We start from the raw sequence: 25,125 nt of genomic DNA on the forward strand, positions 1-25,125 counted from the left end.
CTACGACCTTCCTCGAAACGACAAAATTGTTTTTCCTATTTGGATTTCGTCCAAGTTATGGAGAACTTTGGGGCGAAGTAATTTTTTACCGTTTAAGTATACCCCTGTTTCGGATACACAATCAAACAATATATACTTTCCCTTTTTATTTTTTATCTTTGCGTGAAGGCCTGCGACATTCGGATCATACAGGACAAGATGGTTTGATTCCCAACTACCAATCGTCACTTCATCAAACTGTAGCGGAAATTGGTCTGGGTTCTGGTTCCCATCTCGAAACATAAGGACGGCATAAGAATACGATGTTCCTGTCGGTGAGGCTTTTTCTGCAATGGCCAAGGCAATCTCCCGATCACGGGCTGCCTTCTCCATCGTCTCTCCATACATCCTGTCATAAACTTGGAGTTCTTCTTTCCGTTCCGAATATTCTGGTTCAAGATTAGTGACAGGCACCAAACTTTGATTTGTTTCTTCATACCCACGCAAATAATACAAAGCAGCCAAACAAAGAAAGATGAGAAACAAACTCACAGGAAAAAAGAATAATGGATCTGATAATTGTAAGTATAAGGTTCGGAAAAAAGAAAGTTCATACTGGAAGGCAAACCGAATGCCCTGATCTACGGAAACAAATCCTGCGGAAATAAAATTGGTTTTCCACCGGGATAGTTTCCATGGAGAAATATAAATCAGTTCATAGTCTTCCTCGCCAAGTGCACGGAGATACGAAAATAAATCGGAATAACTATCCGATTTGGAAACGGGGTAATGTTTTCCGTTCGCATAACTGGCAAGTTTCGTAGCTTCCAAAGAACTGGGGGCAAGGACAATCAATTGTAGGTTCTTATCCCGAATTCGTTTTGCCAGTTCCGGAATTTCAAAACGGTCCTGCCATTCTGGAGCAAAACTTACAAGGACTAGAATATGATCTTCGGCCGATTGATTTTTGGGAATCCCATCCAGGAAATTCTCCCAATTACGGATGGGATAAATGGGGGCTGGTTCTTTCGGAAAAGGAAATGATATATCTAGGACTTGAGAGCGGATTCGTTCGAAGGAATGTTTGTTCGCATCGGATTGGATTTGTAATTTAGAAGTTCCGCCGCTTTGTTCGGAGGTCTTTACCAATTGGTTTGCCAACTGGATGATCCACCTTCTGTCTTCTGCATTTGTATAACTCGGAATGGATATGTATAAGTGGATGGGATTTTTGGATTCGGTTCGCTCGAACTGAAAGGATTCTGTAAGTCTTGCGACAGAATCCAATTCTTCGGAAAGAACAAATCCTTTGGGATCTATGGGTGCATTGGAATGGAATCGGATTTTGACTTCCGGATAAGAGCGAATGTCTACGGACCTAAGTTTGAATCCCGGGTTTGCCAAAAGAAAACCTGGCATAAGAATCAGGAAGAGGAAAGTTCCTTTATAAAAAGAGGAGAGAAGCTTCCTTAAGTTGTTTTCCATATTCTGTTTTTGGCTCCAGGTTGTGGTTTAGAACCGGAATGGTTTCTACGACTTCCCCTTCTTTCATTATCGTAACTTGGGAGGCCAGACTTTCGACGATCCGAAGCTCGTGTGTAATAAAAACAACTGACATCCCTGTTTTTGCAAGGTTTTGCACGGTTTCTAAGACAATTTTTTCAGAAAAGGCATCGAGTCCCGTAGTCGGTTCATCCAGAATTAAAATTTCCGGAGTTCGTAAAAAAGCAAAGGAAAGTAGGATTCTTTGTTTCTCACCCCCAGAGAGGGTTCTCGCATATTGTTTCCAGTGGCTTCTGGGAATGGACAACTGGTCCCAAATCAAAAACAAAGATTCGAAGGATACGGAGTTCAATCCCGATAGTTTAAAAAAATCTTTGGTCTGGGCTTCAATGGTTCGGAAGGGATGGAAAGCACTATTTGGATTTTGAGGCACCATAAATAATTTCGAACCCAAATTTTTGTCTAGAACATCTTCGCCTAGCACAGTAAAGGTTGTATAAGACAAATGACAGCCTGTAGGAACCATTCCAAACAAGGAAAAACCAAGTGTGGACTTACCAGATCCCGATTCCCCTATGATTCCGTGGACAATTCCCTTCTGAATCTCTAAAGAGATTCCCTTCCAAATCTTTTGCCCCCCCTTTGTTTCGATGGTGGCATTTTCGATTTGGACTACGTTGCAATCAGTCGAGGCCAAACAATTCCTTTTCAATGATACTACAAAGGATATGACCAATGAGGATATGACACTCTTGGATCCGGGCGGTGATTTTGGAAGGGACAATGATTTCCACATCCCCTTTGCCTTTTAGTTTTCCCCCATCCCCACCGAGAAAGAGGACAACCTTCATTCCAATTTTTCTCGCCTCTTCTACCGCCAAAATGATGTTTTGCGAATTTCCTGAAGTGGTTAGACCAACAAATACATCCGTTGGTTTTCCAAAGGCTTGGACTTGTCTTTGAAAAACATATTCATAACCATAATCATTGGAACAAGCAGTGAGAACCGCCTGGTCACTATTGAGAGCGAGAGCCGGAATCGCTTTTCTTTCATTCCCTGATTTATATCGCACCACAAGTTCTGCGGCAATATGGGATGCATCACAACTTGACCCACCATTTCCACAAAAGTACAATAACCCATTTTGTTTTAAGGATTCAACAAGGACCTTTCCTGCCGATTCAATCGATGGCAAAAGAACTGGTAATAACTGTTGTTTTACGGCAATTGAATCTTCGATATGTGTTTGGATGAGTGATTTATGATCCATGGTTTTCTTCCTTTTCCCGTTTTTCTTTGATATGGTTAATCGTATTTCCAAATTCGAGAAGGGCTGTCCCAAATCCGAATAAGTTTTTGGCTTTGGAATAGGGATTGTTCTCGGCTGCATTTCCCAAATTCAAATAAAATAGTTCGTCCCGAACGAGTCGTTTCTGTCTTTCTGTGGCAACTGATTCAAAAAACATCCGACATTCTTCTCCGATGGCAAGGAGAACAAGAGCCATGGAATTTGGTTTCATTTGTAAAACCAATTGTTCTTTCCAAAACCGCTCCCAAGTGAGAACCACCCGCCAATCTTCTTTCGGGGAATCTGCATCCAAAAATAAATCAGACTTAGGAACAGAAAGGGCCTCAAGTAATCCATCCAAATGGGAAAGATCCTTGGATAGGTTTTTGTTTAAGTCCCCTTCATCCACAAATAAAACACCTGTCCATTTCTCTTCTTTATTTTTATAAAGATGATTTCCTGTAGCTAAAATCACGGAATAGTTGGTTCCTTCGGCTCGAAACAATTTATCGTTTGTTTTTGTTAAGCGAAACTTAGGTGTTTCTAAAACCACCCCTGTGGCCATTTGTTTCGTGCGAAGTTTCTTTTTCCAATTTTCAAGGCCTTGCGCCCATTCCATAGCAAAGGATTTTGGTTCCTTCTTTCGTTTTCCCAGATCCTCATCCTTTGTTTTCCTTTTGGATCCAAAAAAAGATAAGATACGATCAAACCAACTCCCTTGGGACTTTTTTTTAGTTTTTGCCATACTCTTTTCTTATATTGGACGGTCGTTCTATCTGTTTACGACCCAGTTCATACAATTTTGCAAATTTAAGAAAGGTAGAAAATGCGGAAGCAATGGCAATCCAAAGTCCAGGGATTCCATCCAAAAATCCAAATTTGAAAATATAAATTTCTAAAAACTTTCCAAAAGGTTTGAATATGGTTTTGGCAAGTGAGAACCTTTCTCCTTTCGCATAACGGGTATATGCAACAATACTGGAGAACTGATTGATGGTAGTGATTTGGTGGCTAAAATCTGTAAAACTATAATGTAGGATATCCCCTTTCATCACACGGCCCACAGACCCCGGTTTTAATTCAATATAATCGTGTGGGTTTTCGCCCACCCAGGTTGCAGCATGTTTCTGAAATAACCGAAACCTACGAAGAGGATACCAACCACTATAACGAATCCACCGACCCAAATGAAAGGTTAACCTGGCAATTTTAAACCCATCAGCCGAAACCGAGTCCGATTCTAAAAAAGATTCGATGGAATGGAGGAGAGTTGTATCGGCCCTTTCATCAGCATCAAGGGACAAGATCCAATCATTCGAACAAAAACCAATGGCTTTGTTCTTTTGTTCCACATGACCGGGAAATGGAGATTCATAAAATTTTACTTGGGGAAAAGACGTCGCAATTTCTTTCGTGCGGTCTTGGCTTAGAGAATCTAAAACAATGATTTCGTCTGCTACCGATTCGACGGAGCGGATGCAGTCTCCGATATTCTTTTCTTCATTGAAGGTGATGATGGCCACCGACAATTTTCTTTTTCTCTTGCCTTCCATAGGAGTTAAAACCTATTCTTAGAACCAAATATGATTGGGAAAGAAACATTTCATAAGATTTCCGTTGTTTTTCTATACCTCTTCTTTGTCCTCTCTCCGTTTTCCATCAGTCTTTGCCAAATTTTTGCGGGGACCTCTCTTTTCTTTTTGTTTTTGGACCAGATCTTTCAAAGAAAGTTTCCCAAACTCGAATCTCCGTTTCTTTTTTGGATTTTTCTCTATTTGAGTTTTTTACTCACCCCCCTTTTCACTTGGGATATAGAACACTGGAAACCTATCCTTTTGAAATCGGAATTTGGAGATGTATGGATGGGGTTTTTACTCTTACACCAATTCCGCCTCTCGAGGACCGAAAAAAAATCAATAAAACGAGCGGTTAGCATCGGAGCCGTTTTTCTCATCATCTGCGGGATTTTTTCCCTTCTTTCTCCTTATCGATTAGCTCCCTTTGTGATGGATGGATTCCAGTATGTAGAAGGTCGCCGCCTTCCCCACCAGTTAGCAAGTCTTATGGGAATTCCCCTCCATTTACCTATTGGATTTCAGAGTACCCACCTAACCTATGGGGGTTTGCTTGCCCTGTATTTGCCTTCTCTCTGGGAGAGAACCTTTCGGATGCAACGATTGGTTCGAAGGGAATCCCAATATAAAATCCATTTTGCCTCCCTTCTTGGTTTGTCTTTTTTTGGGTTTGTACTTCTCTTTCTCAACCAAAGCCGGTCGATTTGGTTTGGGTTATTGTTTGGTATTCTTCTTCTTTCTCTCCAAAAAAAATTTTCTATTAAAAAATACCTTCCATGGATGGGGTTTGGCCTCCTTGGATTCATTTTACTTTTTTTTCTACTCTACCAAAACAATTGGTTATTCCAAAGAGCCATTGATGATTTATTCGCTAAACGATCGTTAGAGAACCAAAGAGTCTGGATTCATAAAATGAATTTTGCCATTCTTAAGGATTCATTTTTATTCGGGATTGGAAGTGGCAATTATCCTGGGGAATTCATTCTAAAGGCGATTCCCCTCGTTCGAGAACTTCCCGAATTGTATTATGATTTATCCATCACACCCAAATCTCATGCCCATTTTGATTTTCTGCATTTCTGGATTTTGGGAGGGGTTTTCGGTATATTTTCTTTTTTTAGTTTTTTATACTTGGTCACAAAAAATATATTACAAGTTCCGAGATATACCCTTTTCTATTTAGGTTTTTTTGCGATTGTTTTTGCTGGTAGTTTCCAATGTTTTTTGTTAGATGATGAAGTTCTTTTTCCTTTTCTTGGAATTTTATGCCTACTGCCGAAAACTAAACTCCCAAGTGACACATTAAACAAAACAGCAACGAAAAAGAATTTAAACAAAGTGTATAGACTCTTACTCTTTTGGATTTTCCTTTCGAGTCTGGGTGCTCTTTACTTAACAAAAACTTCGGCAAAAGATTTATTCATTCACAGAGTTCGCACAGAACACAACTTCCCTGCACCTCTCGGTCAGTCCACCATCAATGCCAAAGGCCCAGTTGTCCTTCCTTTAGGAACTAAGGAAATGTATTTCAAACTTTCCGGTTGTTTGGATCACGATCTAAATTTTGATACCAAGGCCCAAGTGCGAGAAAAACCAATTCAGTTCCAAATCCATTGGGAAGAAATACCCGAGGGAGAATTCCCTGACTCTTTAGTTCTTGAGACAAGAAAACGAGAAAGCTTTGATCAAGACAAAGAATACCGAGTGCAGCCAGAAAGAATTGTGAAAAAGGAAACCATCCGAAATCCAGGAAAGTTAGTAACGATCCAAGTAAACCCCAAAGACTTTATAGGTTCCGATGTAGAGTTCATTGATTTTGGATTTTTGTATTCCTGGAAGGGGGAGAGATCATTTCTTCCCGTGATTGAGATTTCAGGAAATTGTCAGTGAGAGAAAGAAAGGGCATTGGTTAGGACACTAAAGGCATAATAAAATCTTAGATGTCGATGAGCGGGAATCGCTAAGAGAAGAGATTTTGGTTTTGTTTATTGAGAGGTTACGCGGGGTCGCTAGGATAAGAGTTAAGAGATGTTAATTCAGGTTTTATGTGGTTAGAAAGTCCGCGGAAATCGCTTCGATCTTCGGCCATCCTGGCCTTTCGTTCTCAGCCCGTCCTACTCGTCACCTCAGGCATCCTGCCTTAACGTGTACGCTCCCTATCGGTCGCTACTTTTTTTTTTGACTCGCAATCGTTCGATTATACCTGGAGCGGGAATCGAACCCGCACGGGATTACTCCCACAGGATTTTAAGTCCTGTGTGTCTACCAATTCCACCATCCAGGCGAATGATGCTTGACTAGGCGTCGGCCGGATTCGAACCGGCGGTCAAGCTTTTGCAGAGCCATGCCTTACCACTTGGCCACGACGCCAAGCGTGACTTTGGATAGGCTAAAATAGGAAGGCTTCGTGTCAAATGGAAACTGTTTTCACTTTTCATCAGATTGTAACATTTCAGAGGAAAATCAAATTGCCTAAGCTTTCTAAGAGGATGCGCTGTAAATATGAACGTAAAGACCATATTATCCGTATCCATTTTAATGATTCTATCTCAAGTTTCGTATGCTGACACTGTAACTGTAAAAGCAACCAAAGAGGTGTTGGAAAACGTAAAAACTTCCTCTCCTACTGCCAATTATGTTTTGGTAGAATCTAAGGATGGCACCAAACAAGCGTTTAAAAAGAATGCAGTGGATGTGGTTTCTCTCCCCGTTGTTTGGGAAGCTCCTAAGGAGGAAACAAAACCTGGATTTTTTGGCTCCCTATTTGCCGCAAAAAATACAAAAGAAGAAACAAATCCTCAAGAAGCTAAGCCTGAGGAAACAAAAGAAAATCCAGAGAACCAAAGTTTTTTTAAAAGAAAACTCCCTGAGCTCGCGATGGGCGGAATGGCTCTCCTTTGGTTGATACTTCCTTAATTAGTTCAACCAGTTAAAAATCAAAACGGATCATTCCCATTCAATTGTTCCCGGTGGTTTGTGAGTGAGGTCATACAAAACCAAAGAGATTTGTGGCAATGCTAACAACTCTTTGGTGATTCGTTCCAAGATATTCCGGTCCATCTCATAAAAATTAGCAGTCATTGCTTCCGTGGATTCCACAGGTCTTAATACCACTCCATAAGAATTTTCACGTAATCCTACGGGAACCAAAACCACAGGCATTTGCCAAATAGAAGTATGAATCGATTCATCGTAAAGGATTCGGTTCACTATTGAATCCGCATCCCGCAAAATATCCGAATGGGCTTTGTCTAATGTAAGTTTGGTATAATGAAAAGAACCAGAAAAAGTAGAGATCCCTGGGGCAAAAACCACCCGGTTGATCTCTTTTTTGAAGTTGGTAATGTCCACAGCACACTTATCCAATTCATTCCAATCAGTGGTAAAATCATTTAACACGGCACAGTGGGCATAACTCCTTTGGTCCCCTTGTACTCCAACAGAGAGAATGGGTAGAATTTTGACTTCCGCCTTCTTTACCCCAAGACCCAAATCTGAAAAATCGATCTTAGGGGGATGGGTTTCTGGGCTTGCAATCATTCGCACCACAAGTCCAGGTCCTGGAAAGGGATGCCTTTCAATCCAACGTTCCGGTAGGCCGAGAAGGCGCCCCAGTTCTCTCACCTCATCCTTATACAAGTCTGCAATCGGTTCCACGATCTTTCCTTCTTGGATGAGTTTTTCAATTTGAGGAACTCGGTTGTGATGGGTTTTGATTTTATGAGAATGTTTGGTTCCCCCAGATTCGATAGTGTCTGGGTAAATGGTTCCTTGGCCAAGAAGCCAATGCTCGGAATCCAATCCAAGAGAGTTTGTGGCTTTGCCTTGTGCCTCTAAAAATAGATCTCCGACAATGCGTCGTTTTTTTTCTGGTTCAAATTCTGATTCGAGGTGTTTGTAAAAGATTTCACTTTCATCCCAAATGGTGAGATCAAAACCGACTTGATGGAGATTATCCATTAGATCCTTTACTTCATTTTTACGCATAAACCCCGTATCAACCAGAAGGCCTTTCACCCGGTCTTTCCCAAGAGCTTTTGCTAGAAGTAAATAAGCAACAGAAGAATCTACACCACCGGATACGAGTAAAAATACATTTTTGCCAACAGGGACTTTCTTTTGTAATTCCGTAATTTGTTCTTCGAGGAATTGTGAGATGCTCCAGCTCGATCCAGCATCACAAAGATCCACAAAATTCTTCAGTAGAACTTCGCCTTCTTCGGAATGAGTGACTTCGGGATGGAATTGGATTCCAAATTGTTTTTTAGATTCATTAGAAACAAACGCATAATGACAATTATCCGAAGATGCCACCACTTGAAATCCCTCAGGCATTCGGACCACTTCATCCCCATGACTCATCCAAACTTTTGTTTTAGAAGATAGTGATTTAGAAAGTAAAGAATTGGAATTTTGAATCTCTAGAATGGCCGGACCATATTCTTTCGAATTGGAAGAGACTACCTCTCCACCTAGAGCTTTCATTAAAAGCTGGTGGCCATAGCAGATTCCTAGAATCGGAACGGAAGTTTTAAAAAAACCTTCTGGCAAGAGTGGAGCCCCTTTTTCATACACACTGCTTGGGCCTCCCGACAAGATGATTCCCGCATAGGACTCGTAAACAGACAATGGTTCTTCATTGGAAAGGATTTCCGTATAGGCTCCAAGCCTTCGAATTCGGGAAGCGATGAGGTGAGCGTATTGACCGCCGAAATCGACGACTGCAATTTTTTTATCACTTTTCATGGGATGATTCCAAAATAATTTTGCAATTGTCGGGGTAAACAAATGTCGGAAAAAAAATCAGAATCTTCTTACGAGGACAAACAAGACCATATCCCGTCCTGGAAAACCCCGGAAATCGAATGGTTTGCCAATGTCTACGCTGGAAAAGAATACAATATCGAATTCACCATCCCGGAATTCACCGCCGTTTGCCCAAAAACTGGCCTTCCCGACTTTGGATCCATTTTTATCGAATACATCCCCCGGGATCGCTGTGTCGAACTCAAATCCCTGAAAGAATACATGATGTCCTACCGAAATATAGGGATTTTTCATGAAAACGTAGTGAACAAAATCCTAGAAGACTTTGTGGCAGCCGTAAATCCGATCTATGTGAAAGTGGTGGGTGACTACAATGTTCGGGGTGGGGTAAAAACCATAGTTAGGCGAGAGTTTAAGGCCTAAATGGAAAACCTGATTGGCTACATTGCTGCTTTTTTAACGACAGTTTCCTTTCTTCCACAAGTCTTACGAGTGGTCATGACCAAACAAACCCGGGACATCAGTCGCAATATGTACATTATGTTTTTTTTGGGTGTACTCTTGTGGTTTGTTTATGGGGTATTACGATCGGATTTTCCCATCATCCTCGCAAACATCGTTACCATTTTTTTCGTATCGATCATTCTATTTTATAAACTAAAAGAGGAGAAAACATGAGAAAAGCTTATGTAGACAAAGACAATTGTACTTCTTGTAACCAATGTGCAGATAATATGCCAAAGTATTTTATGATGGATGAGGACGATGTTTCTCAAACTCATATTGCAGGAGCTTCCATCAACGATGCGGTCATCCCAGAGGAAGACGAGAAAAAAGTGCAAAAGGAAATGGATGAATGCCCAGGCGAATGCATTCACTGGAAAAAACACTAACTCTTAAGTTTTTACGCCGTCCACAAGTCTTTGGATATGATTTTCCAAAGACAATCTCTCCCCCACTCGATAAGCCAAATACAGTTGGTTTTGGAAACTCCGACATTCCCTTTCATTTGTATATAAGGGTGATTTTTTCCCCAGTAAATAAGTAGGAAGAACTGATACTCCCTGCCCCAACTCCAATGCCGTTCTGATATCATGAAGGTTCGGAAGGACTGTGTAATTTTTCAGTTTGGGGCGAGATTCAAAATTTACCTTCCAAAATCGTCTGACAATGGCAAAGTCTTCGCTATAAACAAACCAGTGTTGTGCTTCCATCCATTCTTTAAGAATCTCCGGTTTTGGTTTGGCATTTCCAAGAAAGGGAAAATGAGAATCGCGGCTGAGTCTAAGGGAAGCCACAAAAACGAAGGTTTCAACAAACAAGTCTTCATAACTAATGCCTGGAACATTTAACTTTTGATTGGCGACCATAAGATCAATTTCCTTGTTTGACAATGCTTCCAGAAGATCCGCAGGATACCCATACTGCACATGAAAACTTTCTCCCGACTTCGTGAAATCTGGTAAAATTTTTTCCTGAAACCACTCCTTCGCAGAACCAATCCGTAGGCGTTTTGATTTCACTTGCGGATGGATTTGGCCTTCCATTCGCTCTAATTCTTCCATGGGGCCTGCAATCTGAACATACAACCGTTTGGCGGCATCTGTCGGAATCAAATCCCGGGATGTCCGAAGGAAAAGAACCTCTTTCCTGTGACGCTCCAAAGACTGTAAATGCAAACTGAGTGCGGGCTGCGATAGACCGAGGATTTTTCCCGCCTTGGTTAGGTTTTTCTCTCTGTAAATACAATAGAAGCTTTGGTAGAGTTCGATGGGATTCATTTTGATATAATATTTTTAATACCAAGGAATGAACACCATCATATTTCTAATAATAACTTTCTCTTGTCTAAAAAATGATTAGAGTTGGAAATCATCTCTAAGAAAGATTTTTAAAGAAGAGGATTCAATGAAAAAGGTATTATTTGTTTTAACAAGCCATGGAGAAAAAGGAAATGCAGGTTCCACCGGTTACCATTTGGGAGAGGTCTCTCATCCCTGGAAGGTGTTTCACGATGCCGGTGTGGAGATGGATTTCATGAGTCCTAAGGGGGGCGAGCCACCAGTCGATGGATTTGATTTGGAAGATCCAACGAACATGGAATTTTGGAACCACCCCACTTACAAAGAAAAACGCATCCATACCCAATCACCAAAAGAGATCAACCCAAGTGATTATTCGGCGATCTACTTTGCAGGAGGACATGGAACGATGTGGGACTTTCCAGACAATGCCGAGTTACAAGAGCTGACTAAAACCATCTACGAATCAGGTGGGATTGTGGGAGCGGTATGTCACGGCCCTTCGGCTCTTGTGAATGTAAAACTATCCAATGGAACGAAACTCATTGCCGGAAAACGAGTGAATGGATTTTCCAATGAGGAAGAGGCGATTGTCAAACTAGAGGGAGTGGTTCCCTTTCTTTTGGAAAACCAATTGATTGCCGCAGGGGGAAAGTATTCGAAATCAGCACCTTGGAATACTCATGTAGAAGTCAATGAACGACTGGTGACGGGACAAAATCCGCAGTCAGCAAAGGCAGTAGGAGAAGCCATTCTTAGTTTATTAAAAAAATAATCAGAACCGGTTTCTAAAGAATCGCTACCATTTGCTATCAGGGCTTTGTGGAAACACGAGGCCCTTTGGTTTTCTTTTCTTTGAGCCCCAAAAGGTCTTTCACGATTCCAAATACATCTTTGACGGATTGGAAGGAATGTTCCTTCCCTCGCGGATCATATACCAAACCAATGGTTTTCATTTCCGGGTTTGCATTCCAATACCCATGCCCGTGAATCGGGGTTTGTGATTTAGTAAACACCTCTCCCTTTCTTGTCCCACTAAAGAACATGGACTGAGAGGTTCGAAGGAGTCCCAAGGCTTGGGGATGGATTTGGGACTGAATCCAATGGATATGCAAAGCGTTTGCATATCCAGGCAAAACGGTTGGAATCCTTTCTGAAGGAATCTTAGCAATCTCTAAAGGACGTCCCTCTTCACCTAACAATTTGCTGGATGCCGAAACCCATTCAGCCCCAGGGCAGGAATTTTGAATCTCAGAAACGATCGATTGGATCTCCTCCTCCGAAACATTGGAATTAGCACCAGGCAAAAGGATGGCCGTGCCCCCTGAACTTTTAAAGGTTAATCGGTAAGTTCCCGCTTCATCGCTGATATAACCTTTTTGTCTTAAAATCACATTGGGTGCACAAACAGAGTCTGCCGAATGGAAACCGTGATCGGAAACAATCACAAGAGTTGGCCCTTTTGGAGAAAAGGCCCCTACCGATTGTAAAAATTCGAAAATGGCTTTGTCTATCTCCACCAATCGCTGCAAAGCTTTTTCGGAACCGGGACCAAATCCGTGGTGGTTTGTATCCAAATCTGTAGTGTATACAAACATAAGATCCGGTTTTTTATTTTGAAAAAGCCAGGTCGCTGTTTTTAATTTGATTTCATCTTTGGCAACATCATTTAACGGAGATCCTACGGCAAGTTCTGCTTCCTTATGTAAATCCTTTGTGGAAAGAACTCGCAAGAGTTTGTCATCTTCTGGGATTTTTTTTCTCCAATACTGAGGGAGATTCCAATCAATACTTGCCCCCACAGTCACGGGCCAGAAAATATTAGCCGTAGTTTTCCGATTTGCTTTTGCCAAATCCCAAAGGGTGGGAACTTTGATGTCTTCGGCATACCACATCCATCCCCCATCGTTTTTCTCAAAAGGGTCAGAAAGCGTATTGTTGTAAATTCCATGTTCGGCCGGATCCAAACCTGTTACCATAGAGGTATGAGCCGGATAAGTTACAGAAGGATTGACCGTGGCAATCTCATTTACACCATACTTCTCAAAGAGTTTGCTCAAATGCGGAAAATAGGAATGGTATTTAGGATCGGACCAGTAGTAAGCAGGGAATCCATCAATAGATAAAACAATAGTTTGGCGAATCTTAGAAGGTTTTGATTTTCGGCTCTCGGATTTCCCTTTGGGATTTGCTTCTAGTGATAGGCAAAAAAATACAAGAACCAAAATCCAAAAAGGCAATCGAAAATGGGAGAACATTCCCCAAGAGGAGAATGTATCAATCAATGAATTCCTTCTTCGCATAAAGACTGTTTAGCGAAAAAGATTAGTATTCTTGTTCCGAACGAGTGGAGCCAAGGAGTTCGTCTGGAATGTCCTCGATACTATCACCAATTTGGATGGCGAGACGGTTTCCCACTCTTCCCGGTGTGGCCTTAAACTTACTACGGTCTCCCACCTTTACCATAAGGTCAGTTTTGATCGGAGTGTTTTCTAGTTTGATCACATCGCCAACATGTAAATTCATGAGATCATTGAGAGAGATGTCCACACTTCCCACTTCCGAAATCAGAGGGATTTTGACTTGGTCGAGTCGTTCTTGGATGACAGCACGGTTTTCGTCCACTTCCCCTTTACGAATCGAGGAATACCAATACTGAGCAGAAAGTTTATTGATAATTGGTTCAATGGTGATGTAGGGAATACAAAGGTTTGTCATCCCTTCCACTTCTCCCACTTTGGTTTCGAGAGTAATTAATACCACCATGTCATTGGGAGGAACGACTTGTGCGAATTGTGGGTTCGTTTCAATGTTTCCAAGTCTTGGACGTAAGTCAATTACCGTGGACCAAGATTCACGTAAGTTCCCTAGAATCCTTACAATAATCCCTTCCATTACCGAAAGCTCGATATCTGAAAGTTCTCGGTTGACCTTAGAAGACTCTCCCTTACCACCAAACAGACGATCAATGATCGTAAAGGAAATGGAAGGGTCAATTTCTAGAATCGCAGACCCGCGAAGAGGATCCATATTGATTACGGCAAGGGTTGTGGGATTGGGAATGGAACGAATGAATTCTTCATAGGTCAACTGGTCTACCGATGCCACATGCACTACAACCAGGGCGCGAAGCTGTGCCGAGAGACCCGTAGTTGCCAAACGGGCAAAGGTCTCATGCATCATTTGAAGCGTGCGGATTTGGTCTTTTGAAAATTTATCCGGACGTTTGAAGTCGTAGATTTTGACTTTCTTTTGTTCCCCAACCGATGAGTATTCATCCTCAGAGACTTCCCCAGAGGAGATGGCGTTTAACAGGGCATCAATTTCGTCTTGGGAAAGGATTTCCGTCATTTTTTTACCTTTACGAGTAAGTTTTTAATCTGCCAAAATCCAACTCGGCTTCCTTCTTCTTGTCGCAAGGTGTATATATATTCGTACCTTGTTTTGAACCGACCCATCATTCTTTCTACATAGACCTGGACTCTTGCATCCCGTTTGGAGGGATAGTCCACATTCATGACCTTAAAGTATTTTAAAACACCAGAGGGTGTCTCCGTCAAATACTCTTTGAAATCCTCGATGATGGTTTCCCGCTCCCCTACACCAGCTTCGGTATAGGCGCTACTGTAACGATCATAGGCTAAAATATATTCCGAAAAATCGATCCACTTAAAGTGGTATTCCCAATGTTTTTTCATCTCGGCACCTAGGAAAAGGAAGATGGTCTCTTCGGGAGAGAGGCCACCGTTTTCAGTAATTTGGCGAGTGACAGTTTCCTTTCTTTCGGCTTTGGGATTCTGGAATAAAAAACCTAAGGTATTCTGGGAACGAAGAAAGGCAGATTTGTCCTCTGTGTAATTGGGATAAAAATACCCAGTCACATAGAATTTTTGATCTGCTAAAAAGCTATAATGTTCATCCAGATAGATGGTTTTGGAAAACGATTCGTTGCGGTGAAGGCTTACTTCTTTGTTTTCATCTCCCACTAAATTCACGATGGTGGTCCTGCGTTTCAGGATGGGATCTGGAAATTCTGGATCTTCTATAGGAGTGAGGATACGATCATTTTCGTCTTTCACAATGATTTGGAAAGAATAACGATAATCAAAGGAAGGAAAGATGCGAACCACTTCCTTACCGGTATTGGTGACAGTAAAAGTTAAGGGAACTCTTTCCCCTGACTGGTAATTCCGTTTCGTTAAAGACAAACTGATTTTTGACTGTAAAGAGACAAAGTTATCAATTCGTTCTCCCCGAGCATCCCGGTCAGGAAATGCGAATAGAGAATCCACCAAAAGAATTCCAAATATGATACAAGTTCGGAGAGACCGCATACACTTAAAGATTTCGGCAGGACTTGGGATTTACGAAAGAATTTTTAGGACATAAAACGTATTAACTGGCACCCATTTTGGCTTCTGCAAGGATATAATCCGCAATCCGAATGAGCCGGGTCATAACACTACCTAGTTTTTTGTATTGGTAGTAGTTTTCCCTTTGTTTGTCCAAATGGGGCTCCACGAGGGCCACAGTTTTGGAGGACACTTTTAAGTTTTTGATCTCGTTGTCTGTGACCCCGTAAAGGTTGGCTTCGGAAACAAAGCGGTTCAGTTCTTTTACCAAACTCTCGTCAGTGAGATCTTGGATTTCAAATACCTTTTCAATTTTTAAAATAAAATCAGTTAACGTTCGTTTGATTTTAGATTCTTCTTCTGTAGGACGGCGTTTTGCAGTCACTTGGTTCAGGGATTCATACCTTTCCAAAGAAGTTTCATAAAGTTGGCTCATTTTTGTTTTTTGGCCAAGGATGAAGCTGATAAAACTAAGGAGTCCGACAAAGGTATCAGGGTAACGATTGATCCCCCCGATCTCATCCAAGGCATTCGCAAATGCTTCTTCATTATGAGGTACGGTCATAATGAATTTTAACACCGGTTCCACGGAGGACCCCGATGTGTATTTTTGGATGACTTCGATTCCTTCTAAGTAGTTCATTGTCGTTTGTCTATGATGACAACCTTTCGGATTGTCGTCTGAAGGTTCCCTTTTTCAATGATTCGGTCAAGTACATCAAATCCAGAAACTAAAAATCCAAACACGGTGTGGAGGCCGTCCAAATGAGGAGTATCAACTTGGTTGATAAAAAACTGCGACCCGTTGGTATTAGGACCGGCATTGGCCATAGCCAAAGATCCGCGAAGGGCTTTTTTACTAGGAAGGGCTTCATTGTAACGATAACCCACTCGGTGCAAAACTTCTAGAACCGGTAATTCCATAGCCTCTTGGTAGGCCTTTTCCACTTCAGTTCTTTTTTCTTCAAACTCAGCACGGGATTGGATTTTGAATTCGGCAAGGACAGCTCGTTGCAATTGGGCTTGGTACTGTGGGGCGTCTTTGATTTTTAATTTGTCAAGTCCCAGAGCTTTCCCGTTGATCTCATCTTCGGTTTGGTATCCAGGCCCACCGGTTCCGTCACCTCTAGGACATCCCCCTTGTGCCATAAAGTTTTCAATGACTCGGTGGAATTTGAGGCCATCGTAAAACGGGCGTCTTTCGGAACCTTTGTCCGTTTGAAATTCTTTTTCGCCTTGGGCTAGATCAATAAAGTTCTGCACTGTTTTTGGTGCTGCCGTATCATAAAGTTCTAAAACCAAATCACCAGCGGTTGTAGAAAACACAGCATAAACGGCTGGTTTCTCCGGAAGTTTGGCTGTAGTTTGGTCAACACGTTTGACAATCACCTTGGATGGAGAATACGAAACAGGTTCGTAAGTGATTTTTTTAAATCGTTGGTCACTGCAAAATATGGTTTGCGATGCGAGTAAAAAGAGAAATGCGAAGAAAGGGACTTTGTGAAAAAACTTTGGTTTCATATTTATTTTTTACCTTTGGATTCTATCGATTTTAGTTTTTTGGTCAATTCGTTTACCTTGGCCTTCGCACGTTTGATCTGTTCTTTTTGACGAGAAAACGAAGTTCCCCCCATCACATCTTTTTTGTCACAAGATGTTTCAAGGGAAATGGCAGCATCATATCCGGGATCTGTGAGGACGGCATGGATTTGTCCCCTTTCCCCACTAGGGATATTAAAAAGATCATAGCCTTTAGCCGAACAATGTTTCACTAGTTCCCCAACAATTTCATGCGCAGAGCGGAAAGGAATTCCCTTCGCACTGACAAGCCAGTCAGCAAGATCCGTTGCCGTGGAAAATCCAGAACGCAAACTACGGAGTGCATTTTCTGGAAATACTTGGATTCCAAGAACCATGTCACGCACCCCTTCGATACTCAACTTGATTTGTTTGACTGTGTCAAATAACGGAAGTTTGTCTTCTTGAAAATCTCTGTTATACGAAAGAGGGGTTCCTTTCACCATCACAAGTAAATGGGTTAGACTTCCAATCACCCGGCCAGCTTTTCCACGAATGAGTTCGGCCACATCAGGATTTTTCTTCTGAGGCATAATGGAAGATCCTGTGGTGAGGTGGTCAGGGAGTTTGAAATAACTGAATTCCTGGGATGTGTAGAGAATGATCTCTTCACAAAAACGAGATACATGGATCATAAACTGGGATGCCGCAAATAGAAATTTAAAAATATGATCCCTTTGGCTTACCGCATCGATGGAGTTTTCGGAGATTTTGGATAAAGACAAATCTTTTTTTAGAAACTCCCGATCGGTGGCGTAATTGACCCCAGCAAGAGCACCAGAACCTAACACCAATTCATCGGCTCTTTCGTAGGCATCAAGAAAATCTTCGAAGTCGCGTACGTTCGCCCAAAAATGGGATAAAAAATAATGAGAAGCGCGAATGGGTTGGGCAATCTGGAGATGGGTATATCCTGGGATTATAGTTTTGGTATGGGCTTCCGCCTTTCCCACCCAAGCAGTGAGTAAATCAAGTAGCAAAACAAGGACAGCTTCCACTTCCGATTTGATATACAAACGAACGTCTTGCGAAACTTGGTCATTACGGCTGCGACCCGTGTGGAGTTTTTTTCCCAAATCTCCCAAAAGTTCCGTTAGGCGAGATTCCACAGACATATGGATGTCTTCGTTTTCAATTTTAAACTCGAACTTTCCGGAATCAATTTCCTTTTTGATTTGGATGAGACCTGTTTCGATTTTTCTTTGTTCCGATTCCGATAAAATCCCAATTCGTTTCAACATTCGGGAATGCGAAATAGAACCTTCGATATCATGGGCATAAAGTTCTTTATCAAAACTAATGGATTCTCCAATGCGAATCATCAGCGAAGATGGTGGTGCATCAAAACGCCCACCCCATAATTTTTTTTCTTTCATTCTGATTCCTTATTATAAGTATCCGCCCAAACTTTCAAAATCTCTTTATCTTTTTCTGATAACTGAGCACTGGGATGTAGTAAAAGATAATCTTTCGGAGGCATCTCACCTTCCTCAACTTGTTCCCAAACTTCATATATTTTTTTGTTTTGTTTTCTTTCGATAAGTTGTCCAAACTCAGAAAAATTCAATTCTCCTCGTCCTTCCTCTACATGGTGTGAAATCAGTAAGGAAGCAGGAAAGATATAAGAATACATAGGCCAAACGGTTTCGTTCGAATGGCAGTCATAACAGCTTCGTTTGAGGACATCTTTCACTTCTGCGTTTGTTTGGATTTCCGAAGTGATGGGAGGATTGGTTCTAGAGACAGGAAAAAATTGGAGTATGAGAAAAACTCCCAAAAGAATGAGAAAAATTCGTTTCACACAAGACAGGTTCTAAGCCTTCCTCCGAAATCAAAGTATTATTTTTCTTGCCTTATCTAGAATCCAGTATTCCTTTTCTGTAGAGGTTCCCTTTGGATTTTATTTTTGCAAACACACCCTATCTATGGATTTTCCTTGGAATCACTTTACTGTTTTCCGAGTTTCTCCTTCCCGGAACTTTTGTGATGTTTTTAGGAATTGGAGCCATTTTTACCGGTATTTTTGCCCGTTTGGTGCCCATCGAATTCTACACCCAAGTTGTGGTCTGGGTACTATCTAGTCTTGTTTCCATCCTTGTGGGTGGTTCTGCTGTGAAACGGTTTTTTAAATCAGAATCTTCGGTAGATCCTTTTATCCAGGACGACTTTCTCAATCAAATTGTTCCTGTAGAAACAGACATCCTTGTCCAAAGACATGGGGGAAAGGTCAAGTTCCAAGGTACATTATGGGATGCCATCTCCACTGGTTCCAAAATCCCTAAAGGAAACTTTGTTCGTATTCTCTCTCGGGAAAATCTTACCTTCACTGTGGAACGAGTGGAATCTTAACGAAAGATTTCATTTTTTTTAAATACAAATAAAAAAACCTTTTCTCTTTTTCCTCTACCAATAGGGTCAAACGTCACAGAGGAGGAAACTATGGGCGCAACCGTCATCGTTGTATTTTTGGTCATTGTTTATATTATTAAAAAAACAATCATCATTGTTCCAGAACAAAGTGTTTATGTAAAAGAAAGATTAGGTGTATTGAATGGTGTTTTGAAATCGGGATTTTATTTTATGATTCCATTCGTAGACCAAATTCGTTACCGACAAAATCTAAAAGAACAAACCATTGATATCGATCCACAAGTTTGTATTACCAAGGATAACGTATCCGTTGAAGTGGATGGTGTATTGTATTTAAAAGTTGTGGATGGAGAAAAGGCATCTTATGGGATCGATAACTTTATGTTAGCGACCACTCAACTGGCACAAACCACTCTCCGTTCCGAAATTGGAAAATTAATTTTTGATAATCTACTTTCAGAAAGAGATGAAATCAATGGTCGCGTGGTTTCCAATATTGATCGTGCCACAGATCCTTGGGGAATCAAAGTCACAAGATACGAAATTCGAAATATCACTCCACCCAAACAAATCCTTCTCGAGATGGAAAACCAAATGAAATCCGAAAGGGAAAGACGAGCAGAGATCACCATCTCCCAAGGAGAAAAGGAATCTCGGGTCAATCACTCGATTGGTGAAAGACAAGAATCCATCAACATTTCTGAAGGGGAAAAAATTCGATTAGTCAACGAAGCCGAAGGACGAGCTTTAGAGATCACTGTGATTTCCAATGCGACAGCAAAGGGTTTACAACTCATCTCCGAAGCCATTAGCAAAAAAGGCGGAAAGGAAGCCGTGAGTTTACAGATCACACAAGAGTATATGGATGCCCTTGGTCAAATTTTTAAAATTTCGAAAACCACAGTGGTTCCAGAAACCCTAGCCAACATCGGTGGAGTTTTTGAAGGCCTTTCCAAAATCACAACAAAAATCCCGCAGGTAGGAGAATAGTATGGAATTCGTATACTTAGCATTTTGGGCGATTGTTGCCATTTATTTGATCTACAATATCTTTCGCTGCATTCGGATCATTCCCGCACAGGATGTTCTTATTGTAGAACGACTTGGAAAATACTCTCGCAGTTTACGGGCAGGATTTCATATCCTTATCCCTTTTATGGATCGTGATGCGTATTATCACACTCTCAAAGAACAATCCATTGATGTGCAACCACAGATTTGTATTACGCATGACAACGTGCAGGTGAAAGTGGACGGAGTGATTTATCTAAAAATCATTGATCCTGTCCGTGCCTCTTACGGAATTGAAGACTTTCAATTTGCCGCCATCCAACTCGCACAAACTACAATGCGTTCTGTGATTGGAACGATGGAACTAGATAAAACAATTGGGGAAAAAGATTTAATCAACTCCACAATTGTAGCCGCCATTGACCAAGCCTCGGAACCTTGGGGAATCAAAGTGAACCGATATGAGATCCTCAATATTGTTCCACCTAAGTCTGTACTGGATGCCATGGAAAAAGAGAAAAAAGCTCAGATCGCCAAACGTTCGCAGGTGCTTCTCTCCGAAGGGGAAAGAGATTCAAGAATCAACCGCTCCCTCGGTTTCAAAGAAGAAGCTGTGAACAAATCCGAAGGGGAAAAACAAAGAAGGATCAACTCTGCGGAAGGAAAGGCAACAGAAATTGAAGCCCTTGCCGTGGCGACAGCGAAAGGAATTGAAGCCATCGCCGGTGCCATCTCTGACCAAGGGGGAGCTTCTGCGATCAAACTCCAGATCACAAAGGCTTTCATCCAAAACTTCCTCCACGTAGCCAAAGAGAATACGGAAATTCTTGTTCCTGCCGATGTAATGAATTTACCAAATCTCATTGCCAACCTAACAGAACCAAGAAAACCAAAAGCATAACCAACCTTAATCCGGTGGAACTTCCACCGGATTTTCTTCAAACAATCGGAAACTTGGTTTGGCCATAGCTTGGGCCGCGAGTGACAATAACAAAGATTCATTATCATCCGGTCCAATGCGATTGGCATGGATCACTCCACATCCCTTACAGCGATGCAAAATCACCCATTCTCCCTTCCGAACCCAAATGGAAATAGCTTCCATTTTACTTCCGCAGTTCGCTGATCTGTCACCTGGGGCAGAGTCTATATGCAAACTAGTGAGGCAGTTCGGACAATGATTTCTTTGACCGGTACCATACCCGGGAGGAAAAACCATTTGTTTGCATTCCACACAGCGAAATTCACCTGGATCGGAACGGAAACGAAAAGACTTCGTTTGGGAATGAGAGAAGGAATGCTCCTCGTCTTCGTCATCAAAACGTTTTTTCTTAGAGAACTTTTGTAATTTAGATAAATCGGATTCACGTGACATATCCAGTTTTTGCGGCAAAACAAAAAGAGGAAACCAAAACAGTGGATGAGAGGGAATAGACCGCCTGCGCGAAGATAGCCGCCTCCTAATTAATTTTAGGCGGGGGAATCCAAAACAAGTTCACCGTTTTGGCGGTCTACACAATGGCTAGAGTTAACATATAATCCAAATTGGAAAGAAAGTGAAATGCTGTCAAGTGAGATCAGTTGGAAATTTTTTTACAAAGGAAATAACAATTCTGACCTTCTGGGTAGTTGGGAATTTTTCCCACTTCCTCATAACCCAGTTTTGTATAAAATTTGGGAGCTTGGAACCCAAAAGAATAACCAAACACAAGAGTGGCCCCAAGTCGGATTGCTTCTTCTTCAATTTGTTTGAGTAACTTGGTTCCGAGATCCATCCCCCGTTTTTCTTCGGCCACCCAAAGGAGTTGGAGGTTTAGTCCCTTAAAGAATAAATAACAGAGGGAGGCTGCGATGAGGGTCTCCCCTTCTTTAATGAGTATGGCGAAAAACTCTTTTTTCTCCAGACAAGGGTCACCTAACTTCGATACGCTGAATTCATGGAGCCGATTCCAAAGATCTGTTTGTAAATCTTCGGAAGGATTTTCGATCCGTTCGAGTGTATAAGGAGATTCAAATTCCATAAGTTTATCGATTCCTTTGGGAAAGGGAAATCCGCTTATAAAAAGGCAGGACCACCCAGTCTTTCCATTGGATCTACAATTTGTGTGATCTGAACACCATAGTAGTCATCCAAAATAATGAGTTTCCCACGACCGACTAGTTTTCCGTTGGCGAGGATATCGAGTTCTTCTCCAATGTTTTTATCCAGTTCCACAACAGTTCCTTCTGTGAGTTGGAGGACATCTTTGATAAACATGGTAGTGCGACCCAGCTCAATGGTCAGTTGAAGGGTAACATCTAAAAGTAAGTTGAGGTTTGCAGTATTACTTCCTGGACTGGATTGAGACTTTCCGCCAGATCTTGCAGGAGAAGGAGTGGCACTAGGACCAAGGGCTGCTGCGATGTCTGCAAAGGAAGGACCGTTGTCATCCCCGCCACTTCCGCCAACGAGAGCGTCCAAATCGTCTAGACCGCCTCCGCCTCCGGAACCACCACCTGCAGGAGCATTGCCTCCGCCACTAAATCCGCCGAGTAATGCATCTATATCTTCTTGTGATAGTGAACCTTCACCCATTTGAGTACAACCTCTCCAATGTATTCGTCGGAGGAAATCAAATTCCTTCCTTGAAAAAAAAGGGAAAGTTCCGCATTTTGTTCCTTATGTCCAATTCTCTGCCCCACCCAGACTACTTTAAAGCCAAGGAGCTCTTTGCCACCGAACTGAAAGATGCCAATTACCAGTTCGTTCACGAAAAGGAAGAGACCCTGTTTCGGTTTCGAACAGAGGGTGCAAGCAAAGACCGAATTTTGGACTGTTTGGGAATTGTGCGAAATTATATCGAAAACTTTCGCATCTACAATTTTGAAGAAGGGTATTTAAGCCTCCAAACCTTAGGGGAAAATCTGTTTGAACCCCAGAAGAACCTAACAGGGAAATTCCGAATTCGTTTTTCTTTCAAATCCGACTTAAAAGTGGAATGTTCCAAACTGGGCGATTTTTCCACAAAAGAAATCCAAACCATCCTTAGCCTCTTCCAATTTTTAAAAGCGGAAGGCCAGGCAGCCAAAGATCCTCGTATCCTCCTCCACCAGCTGGGAGCCGAAGTCTATGACCCCCATTTAGAAAAAGCCAAAGGAAATGATTTAGGTTTTGATTCTGTTTTCGGTTACGACCAGGTGAAGGCCCAAATCTTAGAGAGTTTGGTTTTCCCTCTTTTGAAACCAGAACCATTTTTGGAGATTACTAAACTCACCCGAAAGAAACCAAGTCCGAACCTTCCCCGCGCCGTTCTCTTTGAAGGCGAGCCAGGGGTTGGAAAAACCAGTATGGCAAAAATTGTCTCCCATCTCTGTGGAGTTCCTATGGTCTATGTGCCGATCGAATCCATCTTAAGTAAATACTACGGCGAATCTTCCCAAAACCTGGCCATGGTCTTTGATGCAGCGGCCCTATTCCCTCAATGTATGTTATTTTTGGATGAAATCGATTCCCTAGCCACATCTCGGGAAGATGGACTCTTTGAAGCGACAAGAAACCTGCTTAGCGTCCTTCTCCGAAAGTTGGATGGGTTTGCCGAACGGAGCGGAACCATCACGATTGGTGCTACCAATCGAAAACACGACTTAGATTCCGCACTTTTATCGCGTTTTGACAGAAAGATTTATTTTCCTTTGCCAAACAAAGAAGAACGTGCCAAAATTTTAGAAGGGTATGCCAAACAACTAAACCTAAACGACCGCCAAAAACTCGCCGAAATCTTAGAAGGAGCCTCCGGCAGAAATTTGAAAGACTACTGTGACTATGTAGAACGTCGTTGGATCACCAAAAATTGGGAAAAACCGGAAGGATTGCACGCTCCGACCATTTCCTTTTATTTGGAATCCTTTCCGGATTTTGGATGGAAACGCTAAAAAGTAAGAGTTTCGGCTTCAATCTTCTAGGAGATTTACCGATAATTTTTACAGGATAGTTGTTTACGACCATTGGTCGTTCCTTGGTATCCTCAAATTAACCTTTTAGGAAGATTCGGACATGAAAATAAAATTAATTCTCCCCATCCTTTTGCTCAATTTTGGGGTTTTCGCTCAAACTGGTAGCTCGGAAACAGGCTCAACTTCTGCAGGAATTGATTCCACTCAATCCGGCAAGTCCATCACTGTGACGGAAAAAGAACTAGATGATAATATCTTTGAAGTGAACAAACGACTTCGTTTGCACACTGTTCTATTTAAAATGAGAGTGAAAACTCTTCCACACCGCACTGTCCTTTACAAAGGAAAACCAAGTGCTGATGGAGAAAGATGTGAAGCCACTGACAAACAAGAAGCACAAGAAAACACTTGTTTGCATTTAGAAGTTTTTGATTTCGTTGGAAGTGAAGATGGAAGATCAGGAAGAAACCTGGGTGCCAAATTCAAAAAAATGGAACTTTTTTATGAAGGTGTAAATAACGCTGATCCAGACCCAAGAAAAGAACAACCACGGAACCTAACAAAGATAAGAACTTATATCTACCAAAATAACTTTTTGTTAGAAGATAAAATTATTTCTGTGATTGCAGACGTTGCACCAAACGGCGCTGCTGCTCATGACGATAAACTTGAATTGTTCTACCAACATGATGACTATCCTGTTTGGGGAACTCCAGAAACTCCTTCTGAAAAAGGTGTTGGTAAATACATTCTCGCAAATGTTGAGAACACAAAATCCAACCCAATTAGAAATAATTTCAAAAAACAATTCTATTTCAAAAACTTGGATTACTTCGACAAACTGTTTACAAAACTTTTCGATTATAACGATCGAGATTCCAATAAACATTACAAGAAAAACGTAGAAGCATTGAAAGGTTCTTTAAAATACTAAGAACGAAGGTTCTTAATTGAATCTCGTCAAACA

28 protein-coding genes and 2 tRNA genes are annotated in these 25,125 nt (G+C 41.6%); 11 read left to right on the top strand and 19 right to left on the bottom strand.

The window, feature by feature from the left end; genetic code table 11:
- The 5 genes from JWG41_RS03330 to JWG41_RS03350 are packed head-to-tail and all read right to left on the bottom strand — an operon-like array spanning window position 1 to window position 4,324.
- Window positions 1-1,464 (bottom strand): FHA domain-containing protein, encoded by a 1,464-nt coding sequence (locus JWG41_RS03330; RefSeq protein ID WP_205268537.1) that lies wholly within the window; start codon window positions 1,462-1,464, stop codon window positions 1-3.
- Entirely contained in the window at window positions 1,424-2,179 is a 756-nt protein-coding gene (locus tag JWG41_RS03335; protein ID WP_205268538.1) for an ATP-binding cassette domain-containing protein, read from the bottom strand. The genes JWG41_RS03330 and JWG41_RS03335 overlap by 41 nt, the downstream gene beginning before the upstream one ends.
- Window positions 2,166-2,753, bottom strand: a complete 588-nt coding sequence (locus tag JWG41_RS03340; RefSeq protein WP_205268539.1) for a D-sedoheptulose 7-phosphate isomerase — start codon at window positions 2,751-2,753, stop codon at window positions 2,166-2,168. Before JWG41_RS03340 ends, JWG41_RS03335 begins: the two co-directional genes overlap by 14 nt.
- Window positions 2,743-3,516: an LBBP_01157 family protein gene (locus JWG41_RS03345; protein WP_205268540.1), complete on the bottom strand. Its 774-nt coding sequence runs from the start codon at window positions 3,514-3,516 to the stop codon at window positions 2,743-2,745. The genes JWG41_RS03340 and JWG41_RS03345 overlap by 11 nt, the downstream gene beginning before the upstream one ends.
- Entirely contained in the window at window positions 3,503-4,324 is an 822-nt protein-coding gene (locus JWG41_RS03350) for a glycosyltransferase family 2 protein (RefSeq protein ID WP_205268541.1), read from the bottom strand. Before JWG41_RS03350 ends, JWG41_RS03345 begins: the two co-directional genes overlap by 14 nt.
- A gap of 30 nt (window positions 4,325-4,354) precedes the next feature.
- Between JWG41_RS03350 and JWG41_RS03355 the strand changes: the two genes are divergently transcribed.
- Window positions 4,355-6,235, top strand: coding sequence for an O-antigen ligase family protein (locus JWG41_RS03355; RefSeq protein WP_205268542.1), 1,881 nt, complete (start codon window positions 4,355-4,357; stop codon window positions 6,233-6,235).
- A gap of 310 nt (window positions 6,236-6,545) precedes the next feature.
- Here JWG41_RS03355 and JWG41_RS03360 read toward each other — a convergent pair.
- Together JWG41_RS03360 and JWG41_RS03365 are read right to left on the bottom strand one after the other, a co-directional pair.
- Window positions 6,546-6,629, bottom strand: a tRNA-Leu gene (locus JWG41_RS03360).
- Window positions 6,630-6,644: 15 nt separating this feature from the next.
- A tRNA-Cys gene (locus JWG41_RS03365) sits at window positions 6,645-6,715 on the bottom strand.
- A gap of 132 nt (window positions 6,716-6,847) precedes the next feature.
- On the opposite strand from JWG41_RS03365, the gene JWG41_RS03370 reads away from it, so the two are divergent.
- A complete protein-coding gene (locus tag JWG41_RS03370) occupies window positions 6,848-7,261 on the top strand; it encodes an LIMLP_04285 family protein (protein ID WP_205268543.1) in 414 nt (137 codons plus the stop codon).
- Window positions 7,262-7,291: 30 nt separating this feature from the next.
- Here JWG41_RS03370 and guaA read toward each other — a convergent pair whose 3' ends face one another.
- Window positions 7,292-9,091, bottom strand: coding sequence for a glutamine-hydrolyzing GMP synthase (gene guaA, locus JWG41_RS03375; protein ID WP_205268544.1), 1,800 nt, complete (start codon window positions 9,089-9,091; stop codon window positions 7,292-7,294).
- 42 nt (window positions 9,092-9,133) lie between these two features.
- Between guaA and queF the strand changes: the two genes are divergently transcribed.
- Genes queF through JWG41_RS03390 form a run of 3 tightly spaced genes read left to right on the top strand, consistent with a single transcriptional unit; the run spans window position 9,134 to window position 10,005 of the window.
- Complete coding sequence (gene queF, locus JWG41_RS03380; protein ID WP_205268545.1) at window positions 9,134-9,535, top strand: preQ(1) synthase; 402 nt, start codon at window positions 9,134-9,136, stop codon at window positions 9,533-9,535.
- Window positions 9,536-9,790 carry a SemiSWEET transporter gene (locus tag JWG41_RS03385; protein ID WP_205268546.1) on the top strand — a complete coding sequence of 85 codons (255 nt, stop codon included), beginning with the start codon at window positions 9,536-9,538 and terminating at the stop codon, window positions 9,788-9,790. It begins immediately after the preceding gene.
- Complete coding sequence (locus tag JWG41_RS03390; RefSeq protein WP_205268547.1) at window positions 9,787-10,005, top strand: ferredoxin; 219 nt, start codon at window positions 9,787-9,789, stop codon at window positions 10,003-10,005. The genes JWG41_RS03385 and JWG41_RS03390 overlap by 4 nt, the downstream gene beginning before the upstream one ends.
- 3 nt (window positions 10,006-10,008) lie before the next feature.
- Here the strand turns inward: JWG41_RS03390 and JWG41_RS03395 are convergent, their stop codons facing one another.
- Window positions 10,009-10,893: a LysR family transcriptional regulator gene (locus JWG41_RS03395; protein WP_205268548.1), complete on the bottom strand. Its 885-nt coding sequence runs from the start codon at window positions 10,891-10,893 to the stop codon at window positions 10,009-10,011.
- 127 nt (window positions 10,894-11,020) lie between these two features.
- Here JWG41_RS03395 and JWG41_RS03400 point away from each other — a divergent pair, with 127 nt between their 5' ends.
- On the top strand, window positions 11,021-11,689 hold the full coding sequence (locus JWG41_RS03400) for a type 1 glutamine amidotransferase domain-containing protein (protein WP_205268549.1): 669 nt from the start codon (window positions 11,021-11,023) through the stop codon (window positions 11,687-11,689).
- A gap of 37 nt (window positions 11,690-11,726) precedes the next feature.
- On the opposite strand, the gene JWG41_RS03405 is transcribed toward JWG41_RS03400, so the two are convergent.
- The 7 genes from JWG41_RS03405 to JWG41_RS03435 all read right to left on the bottom strand — a co-directional run bounded on the left by JWG41_RS03405 (window position 11,727) and on the right by JWG41_RS03435 (window position 18,645).
- Complete coding sequence (locus JWG41_RS03405; protein WP_232373647.1) at window positions 11,727-13,172, bottom strand: alkaline phosphatase family protein; 1,446 nt, start codon at window positions 13,170-13,172, stop codon at window positions 11,727-11,729.
- Window positions 13,173-13,239: 67 nt separating this feature from the next.
- Entirely contained in the window at window positions 13,240-14,265 is a 1,026-nt protein-coding gene (fliM, locus tag JWG41_RS03410; protein WP_002974265.1) for a flagellar motor switch protein FliM, read from the bottom strand.
- Window positions 14,262-15,248: a hypothetical protein gene (locus JWG41_RS03415; RefSeq protein ID WP_205268550.1), complete on the bottom strand. Its 987-nt coding sequence runs from the start codon at window positions 15,246-15,248 to the stop codon at window positions 14,262-14,264. Before JWG41_RS03415 ends, fliM begins: the two co-directional genes overlap by 4 nt.
- A gap of 61 nt (window positions 15,249-15,309) precedes the next feature.
- Entirely contained in the window at window positions 15,310-15,909 is a 600-nt protein-coding gene (locus JWG41_RS03420) for a hypothetical protein (RefSeq protein ID WP_205268551.1), read from the bottom strand.
- A complete protein-coding gene (locus tag JWG41_RS03425) occupies window positions 15,906-16,787 on the bottom strand; it encodes a peptidylprolyl isomerase (protein ID WP_232373648.1) in 882 nt (293 codons plus the stop codon). The genes JWG41_RS03420 and JWG41_RS03425 overlap by 4 nt, the downstream gene beginning before the upstream one ends.
- Before the next feature lie 2 nt (window positions 16,788-16,789).
- Window positions 16,790-18,220: an argininosuccinate lyase gene (gene argH, locus JWG41_RS03430; protein ID WP_205268552.1), complete on the bottom strand. Its 1,431-nt coding sequence runs from the start codon at window positions 18,218-18,220 to the stop codon at window positions 16,790-16,792.
- Window positions 18,217-18,645, bottom strand: a complete 429-nt coding sequence (locus tag JWG41_RS03435; protein WP_205268553.1) for a heme-binding domain-containing protein — start codon at window positions 18,643-18,645, stop codon at window positions 18,217-18,219. Before JWG41_RS03435 ends, argH begins: the two co-directional genes overlap by 4 nt.
- A gap of 92 nt (window positions 18,646-18,737) precedes the next feature.
- Here JWG41_RS03435 and JWG41_RS03440 point away from each other — a divergent pair, with 92 nt between their 5' ends.
- The 3 genes from JWG41_RS03440 (at window position 18,738) to JWG41_RS03450 (ending at window position 21,126) form a co-directional block, all read left to right on the top strand.
- On the top strand, window positions 18,738-19,193 hold the full coding sequence (locus tag JWG41_RS03440) for an NfeD family protein (RefSeq protein WP_205268554.1): 456 nt from the start codon (window positions 18,738-18,740) through the stop codon (window positions 19,191-19,193).
- Window positions 19,194-19,283: 90 nt separating this feature from the next.
- Window positions 19,284-20,204, top strand: coding sequence for an SPFH domain-containing protein (locus tag JWG41_RS03445; RefSeq protein WP_205268555.1), 921 nt, complete (start codon window positions 19,284-19,286; stop codon window positions 20,202-20,204).
- 1 nt (window position 20,205) lies between these two features.
- On the top strand, window positions 20,206-21,126 hold the full coding sequence (locus JWG41_RS03450) for an SPFH domain-containing protein (RefSeq protein ID WP_205268556.1): 921 nt from the start codon (window positions 20,206-20,208) through the stop codon (window positions 21,124-21,126).
- A 6-nt stretch (window positions 21,127-21,132) separates the two neighbouring features.
- On the opposite strand, the gene JWG41_RS03455 is transcribed toward JWG41_RS03450, so the two are convergent.
- The 3 genes from JWG41_RS03455 to fliN form a co-directional block, all read right to left on the bottom strand.
- Window positions 21,133-21,600 (bottom strand): RNHCP domain-containing protein, encoded by a 468-nt coding sequence (locus tag JWG41_RS03455; RefSeq protein ID WP_205268557.1) that lies wholly within the window; start codon window positions 21,598-21,600, stop codon window positions 21,133-21,135.
- A 202-nt stretch (window positions 21,601-21,802) separates the two neighbouring features.
- A complete protein-coding gene (locus JWG41_RS03460; protein ID WP_205268558.1) occupies window positions 21,803-22,246 on the bottom strand; it encodes a GNAT family N-acetyltransferase in 444 nt (147 codons plus the stop codon).
- Between the two features lie 35 nt (window positions 22,247-22,281).
- Window positions 22,282-22,800 carry a flagellar motor switch protein FliN gene (fliN, locus tag JWG41_RS03465; protein WP_205268559.1) on the bottom strand — a complete coding sequence of 173 codons (519 nt, stop codon included), beginning with the start codon at window positions 22,798-22,800 and terminating at the stop codon, window positions 22,282-22,284.
- 86 nt (window positions 22,801-22,886) lie between these two features.
- Between fliN and JWG41_RS03470 the strand changes: the two genes are divergently transcribed.
- Together JWG41_RS03470 and fcpB are read left to right on the top strand one after the other, a co-directional pair.
- On the top strand, window positions 22,887-24,137 hold the full coding sequence (locus JWG41_RS03470; RefSeq protein ID WP_205268651.1) for an AAA family ATPase: 1,251 nt from the start codon (window positions 22,887-22,889) through the stop codon (window positions 24,135-24,137).
- A gap of 121 nt (window positions 24,138-24,258) precedes the next feature.
- Window positions 24,259-25,092 carry a flagellar-coiling protein FcpB gene (fcpB, locus tag JWG41_RS03475; protein WP_205268560.1) on the top strand — a complete coding sequence of 278 codons (834 nt, stop codon included), beginning with the start codon at window positions 24,259-24,261 and terminating at the stop codon, window positions 25,090-25,092.
- Window positions 25,093-25,125 lie beyond the last annotated feature (33 nt).

Origin of the sequence: Leptospira chreensis (assembly GCF_016919165.1) — a bacterium.
GTDB classification, from domain to species: domain Bacteria; phylum Spirochaetota; class Leptospiria; order Leptospirales; family Leptospiraceae; genus Leptospira_A; species Leptospira_A chreensis.

Excerpts from the sequence above, each read along its gene's own strand:
- JWG41_RS03420 (WP_205268551.1), bottom strand. The coding sequence starts at position 15,909 with ATGAACTACTTAGAAGGAATCGAAGTCATCCAAAAATACACATCGGGG.
- JWG41_RS03330 (WP_205268537.1), bottom strand. The coding sequence starts at position 1,464 with ATGGAAAACAACTTAAGGAAGCTTCTCTCCTCTTTTTATAAAGGAACT.
- JWG41_RS03350 (WP_205268541.1), bottom strand. The coding sequence starts at position 4,324 with ATGGAAGGCAAGAGAAAAAGAAAATTGTCGGTGGCCATCATCACCTTC.
- JWG41_RS03370 (WP_205268543.1), top strand. The coding sequence starts at position 6,848 with ATGAACGTAAAGACCATATTATCCGTATCCATTTTAATGATTCTATCT.
- JWG41_RS03390 (WP_205268547.1), top strand. The coding sequence starts at position 9,787 with ATGAGAAAAGCTTATGTAGACAAAGACAATTGTACTTCTTGTAACCAA.
- fcpB (WP_205268560.1), top strand. The coding sequence starts at position 24,259 with ATGAAAATAAAATTAATTCTCCCCATCCTTTTGCTCAATTTTGGGGTT.
- JWG41_RS03425 (WP_232373648.1), bottom strand. The coding sequence starts at position 16,787 with ATGAAACCAAAGTTTTTTCACAAAGTCCCTTTCTTCGCATTTCTCTTT.
- JWG41_RS03470 (WP_205268651.1), top strand. The coding sequence starts at position 22,887 with ATGTCCAATTCTCTGCCCCACCCAGACTACTTTAAAGCCAAGGAGCTC.
- JWG41_RS03340 (WP_205268539.1), bottom strand. The coding sequence starts at position 2,753 with ATGGATCATAAATCACTCATCCAAACACATATCGAAGATTCAATTGCC.
- JWG41_RS03355 (WP_205268542.1), top strand. The coding sequence starts at position 4,355 with ATGATTGGGAAAGAAACATTTCATAAGATTTCCGTTGTTTTTCTATAC.
- JWG41_RS03405 (WP_232373647.1), bottom strand. The coding sequence starts at position 13,172 with ATGTTCTCCCATTTTCGATTGCCTTTTTGGATTTTGGTTCTTGTATTT.
- JWG41_RS03450 (WP_205268556.1), top strand. The coding sequence starts at position 20,206 with ATGGAATTCGTATACTTAGCATTTTGGGCGATTGTTGCCATTTATTTG.
- fliN (WP_205268559.1), bottom strand. The coding sequence starts at position 22,800 with ATGGGTGAAGGTTCACTATCACAAGAAGATATAGATGCATTACTCGGC.
- JWG41_RS03455 (WP_205268557.1), bottom strand. The coding sequence starts at position 21,600 with ATGTCACGTGAATCCGATTTATCTAAATTACAAAAGTTCTCTAAGAAA.
- queF (WP_205268545.1), top strand. The coding sequence starts at position 9,134 with ATGTCGGAAAAAAAATCAGAATCTTCTTACGAGGACAAACAAGACCAT.
- JWG41_RS03400 (WP_205268549.1), top strand. The coding sequence starts at position 11,021 with ATGAAAAAGGTATTATTTGTTTTAACAAGCCATGGAGAAAAAGGAAAT.
- guaA (WP_205268544.1), bottom strand. The coding sequence starts at position 9,091 with ATGAAAAGTGATAAAAAAATTGCAGTCGTCGATTTCGGCGGTCAATAC.
- JWG41_RS03415 (WP_205268550.1), bottom strand. The coding sequence starts at position 15,248 with ATGCGGTCTCTCCGAACTTGTATCATATTTGGAATTCTTTTGGTGGAT.
- JWG41_RS03395 (WP_205268548.1), bottom strand. The coding sequence starts at position 10,893 with ATGAATCCCATCGAACTCTACCAAAGCTTCTATTGTATTTACAGAGAG.
- JWG41_RS03385 (WP_205268546.1), top strand. The coding sequence starts at position 9,536 with ATGGAAAACCTGATTGGCTACATTGCTGCTTTTTTAACGACAGTTTCC.
- JWG41_RS03460 (WP_205268558.1), bottom strand. The coding sequence starts at position 22,246 with ATGGAATTTGAATCTCCTTATACACTCGAACGGATCGAAAATCCTTCC.
- JWG41_RS03345 (WP_205268540.1), bottom strand. The coding sequence starts at position 3,516 with ATGGCAAAAACTAAAAAAAAGTCCCAAGGGAGTTGGTTTGATCGTATC.
- argH (WP_205268552.1), bottom strand. The coding sequence starts at position 18,220 with ATGAAAGAAAAAAAATTATGGGGTGGGCGTTTTGATGCACCACCATCT.
- fliM (WP_002974265.1), bottom strand. The coding sequence starts at position 14,265 with ATGACGGAAATCCTTTCCCAAGACGAAATTGATGCCCTGTTAAACGCC.
- JWG41_RS03445 (WP_205268555.1), top strand. The coding sequence starts at position 19,284 with ATGGGCGCAACCGTCATCGTTGTATTTTTGGTCATTGTTTATATTATT.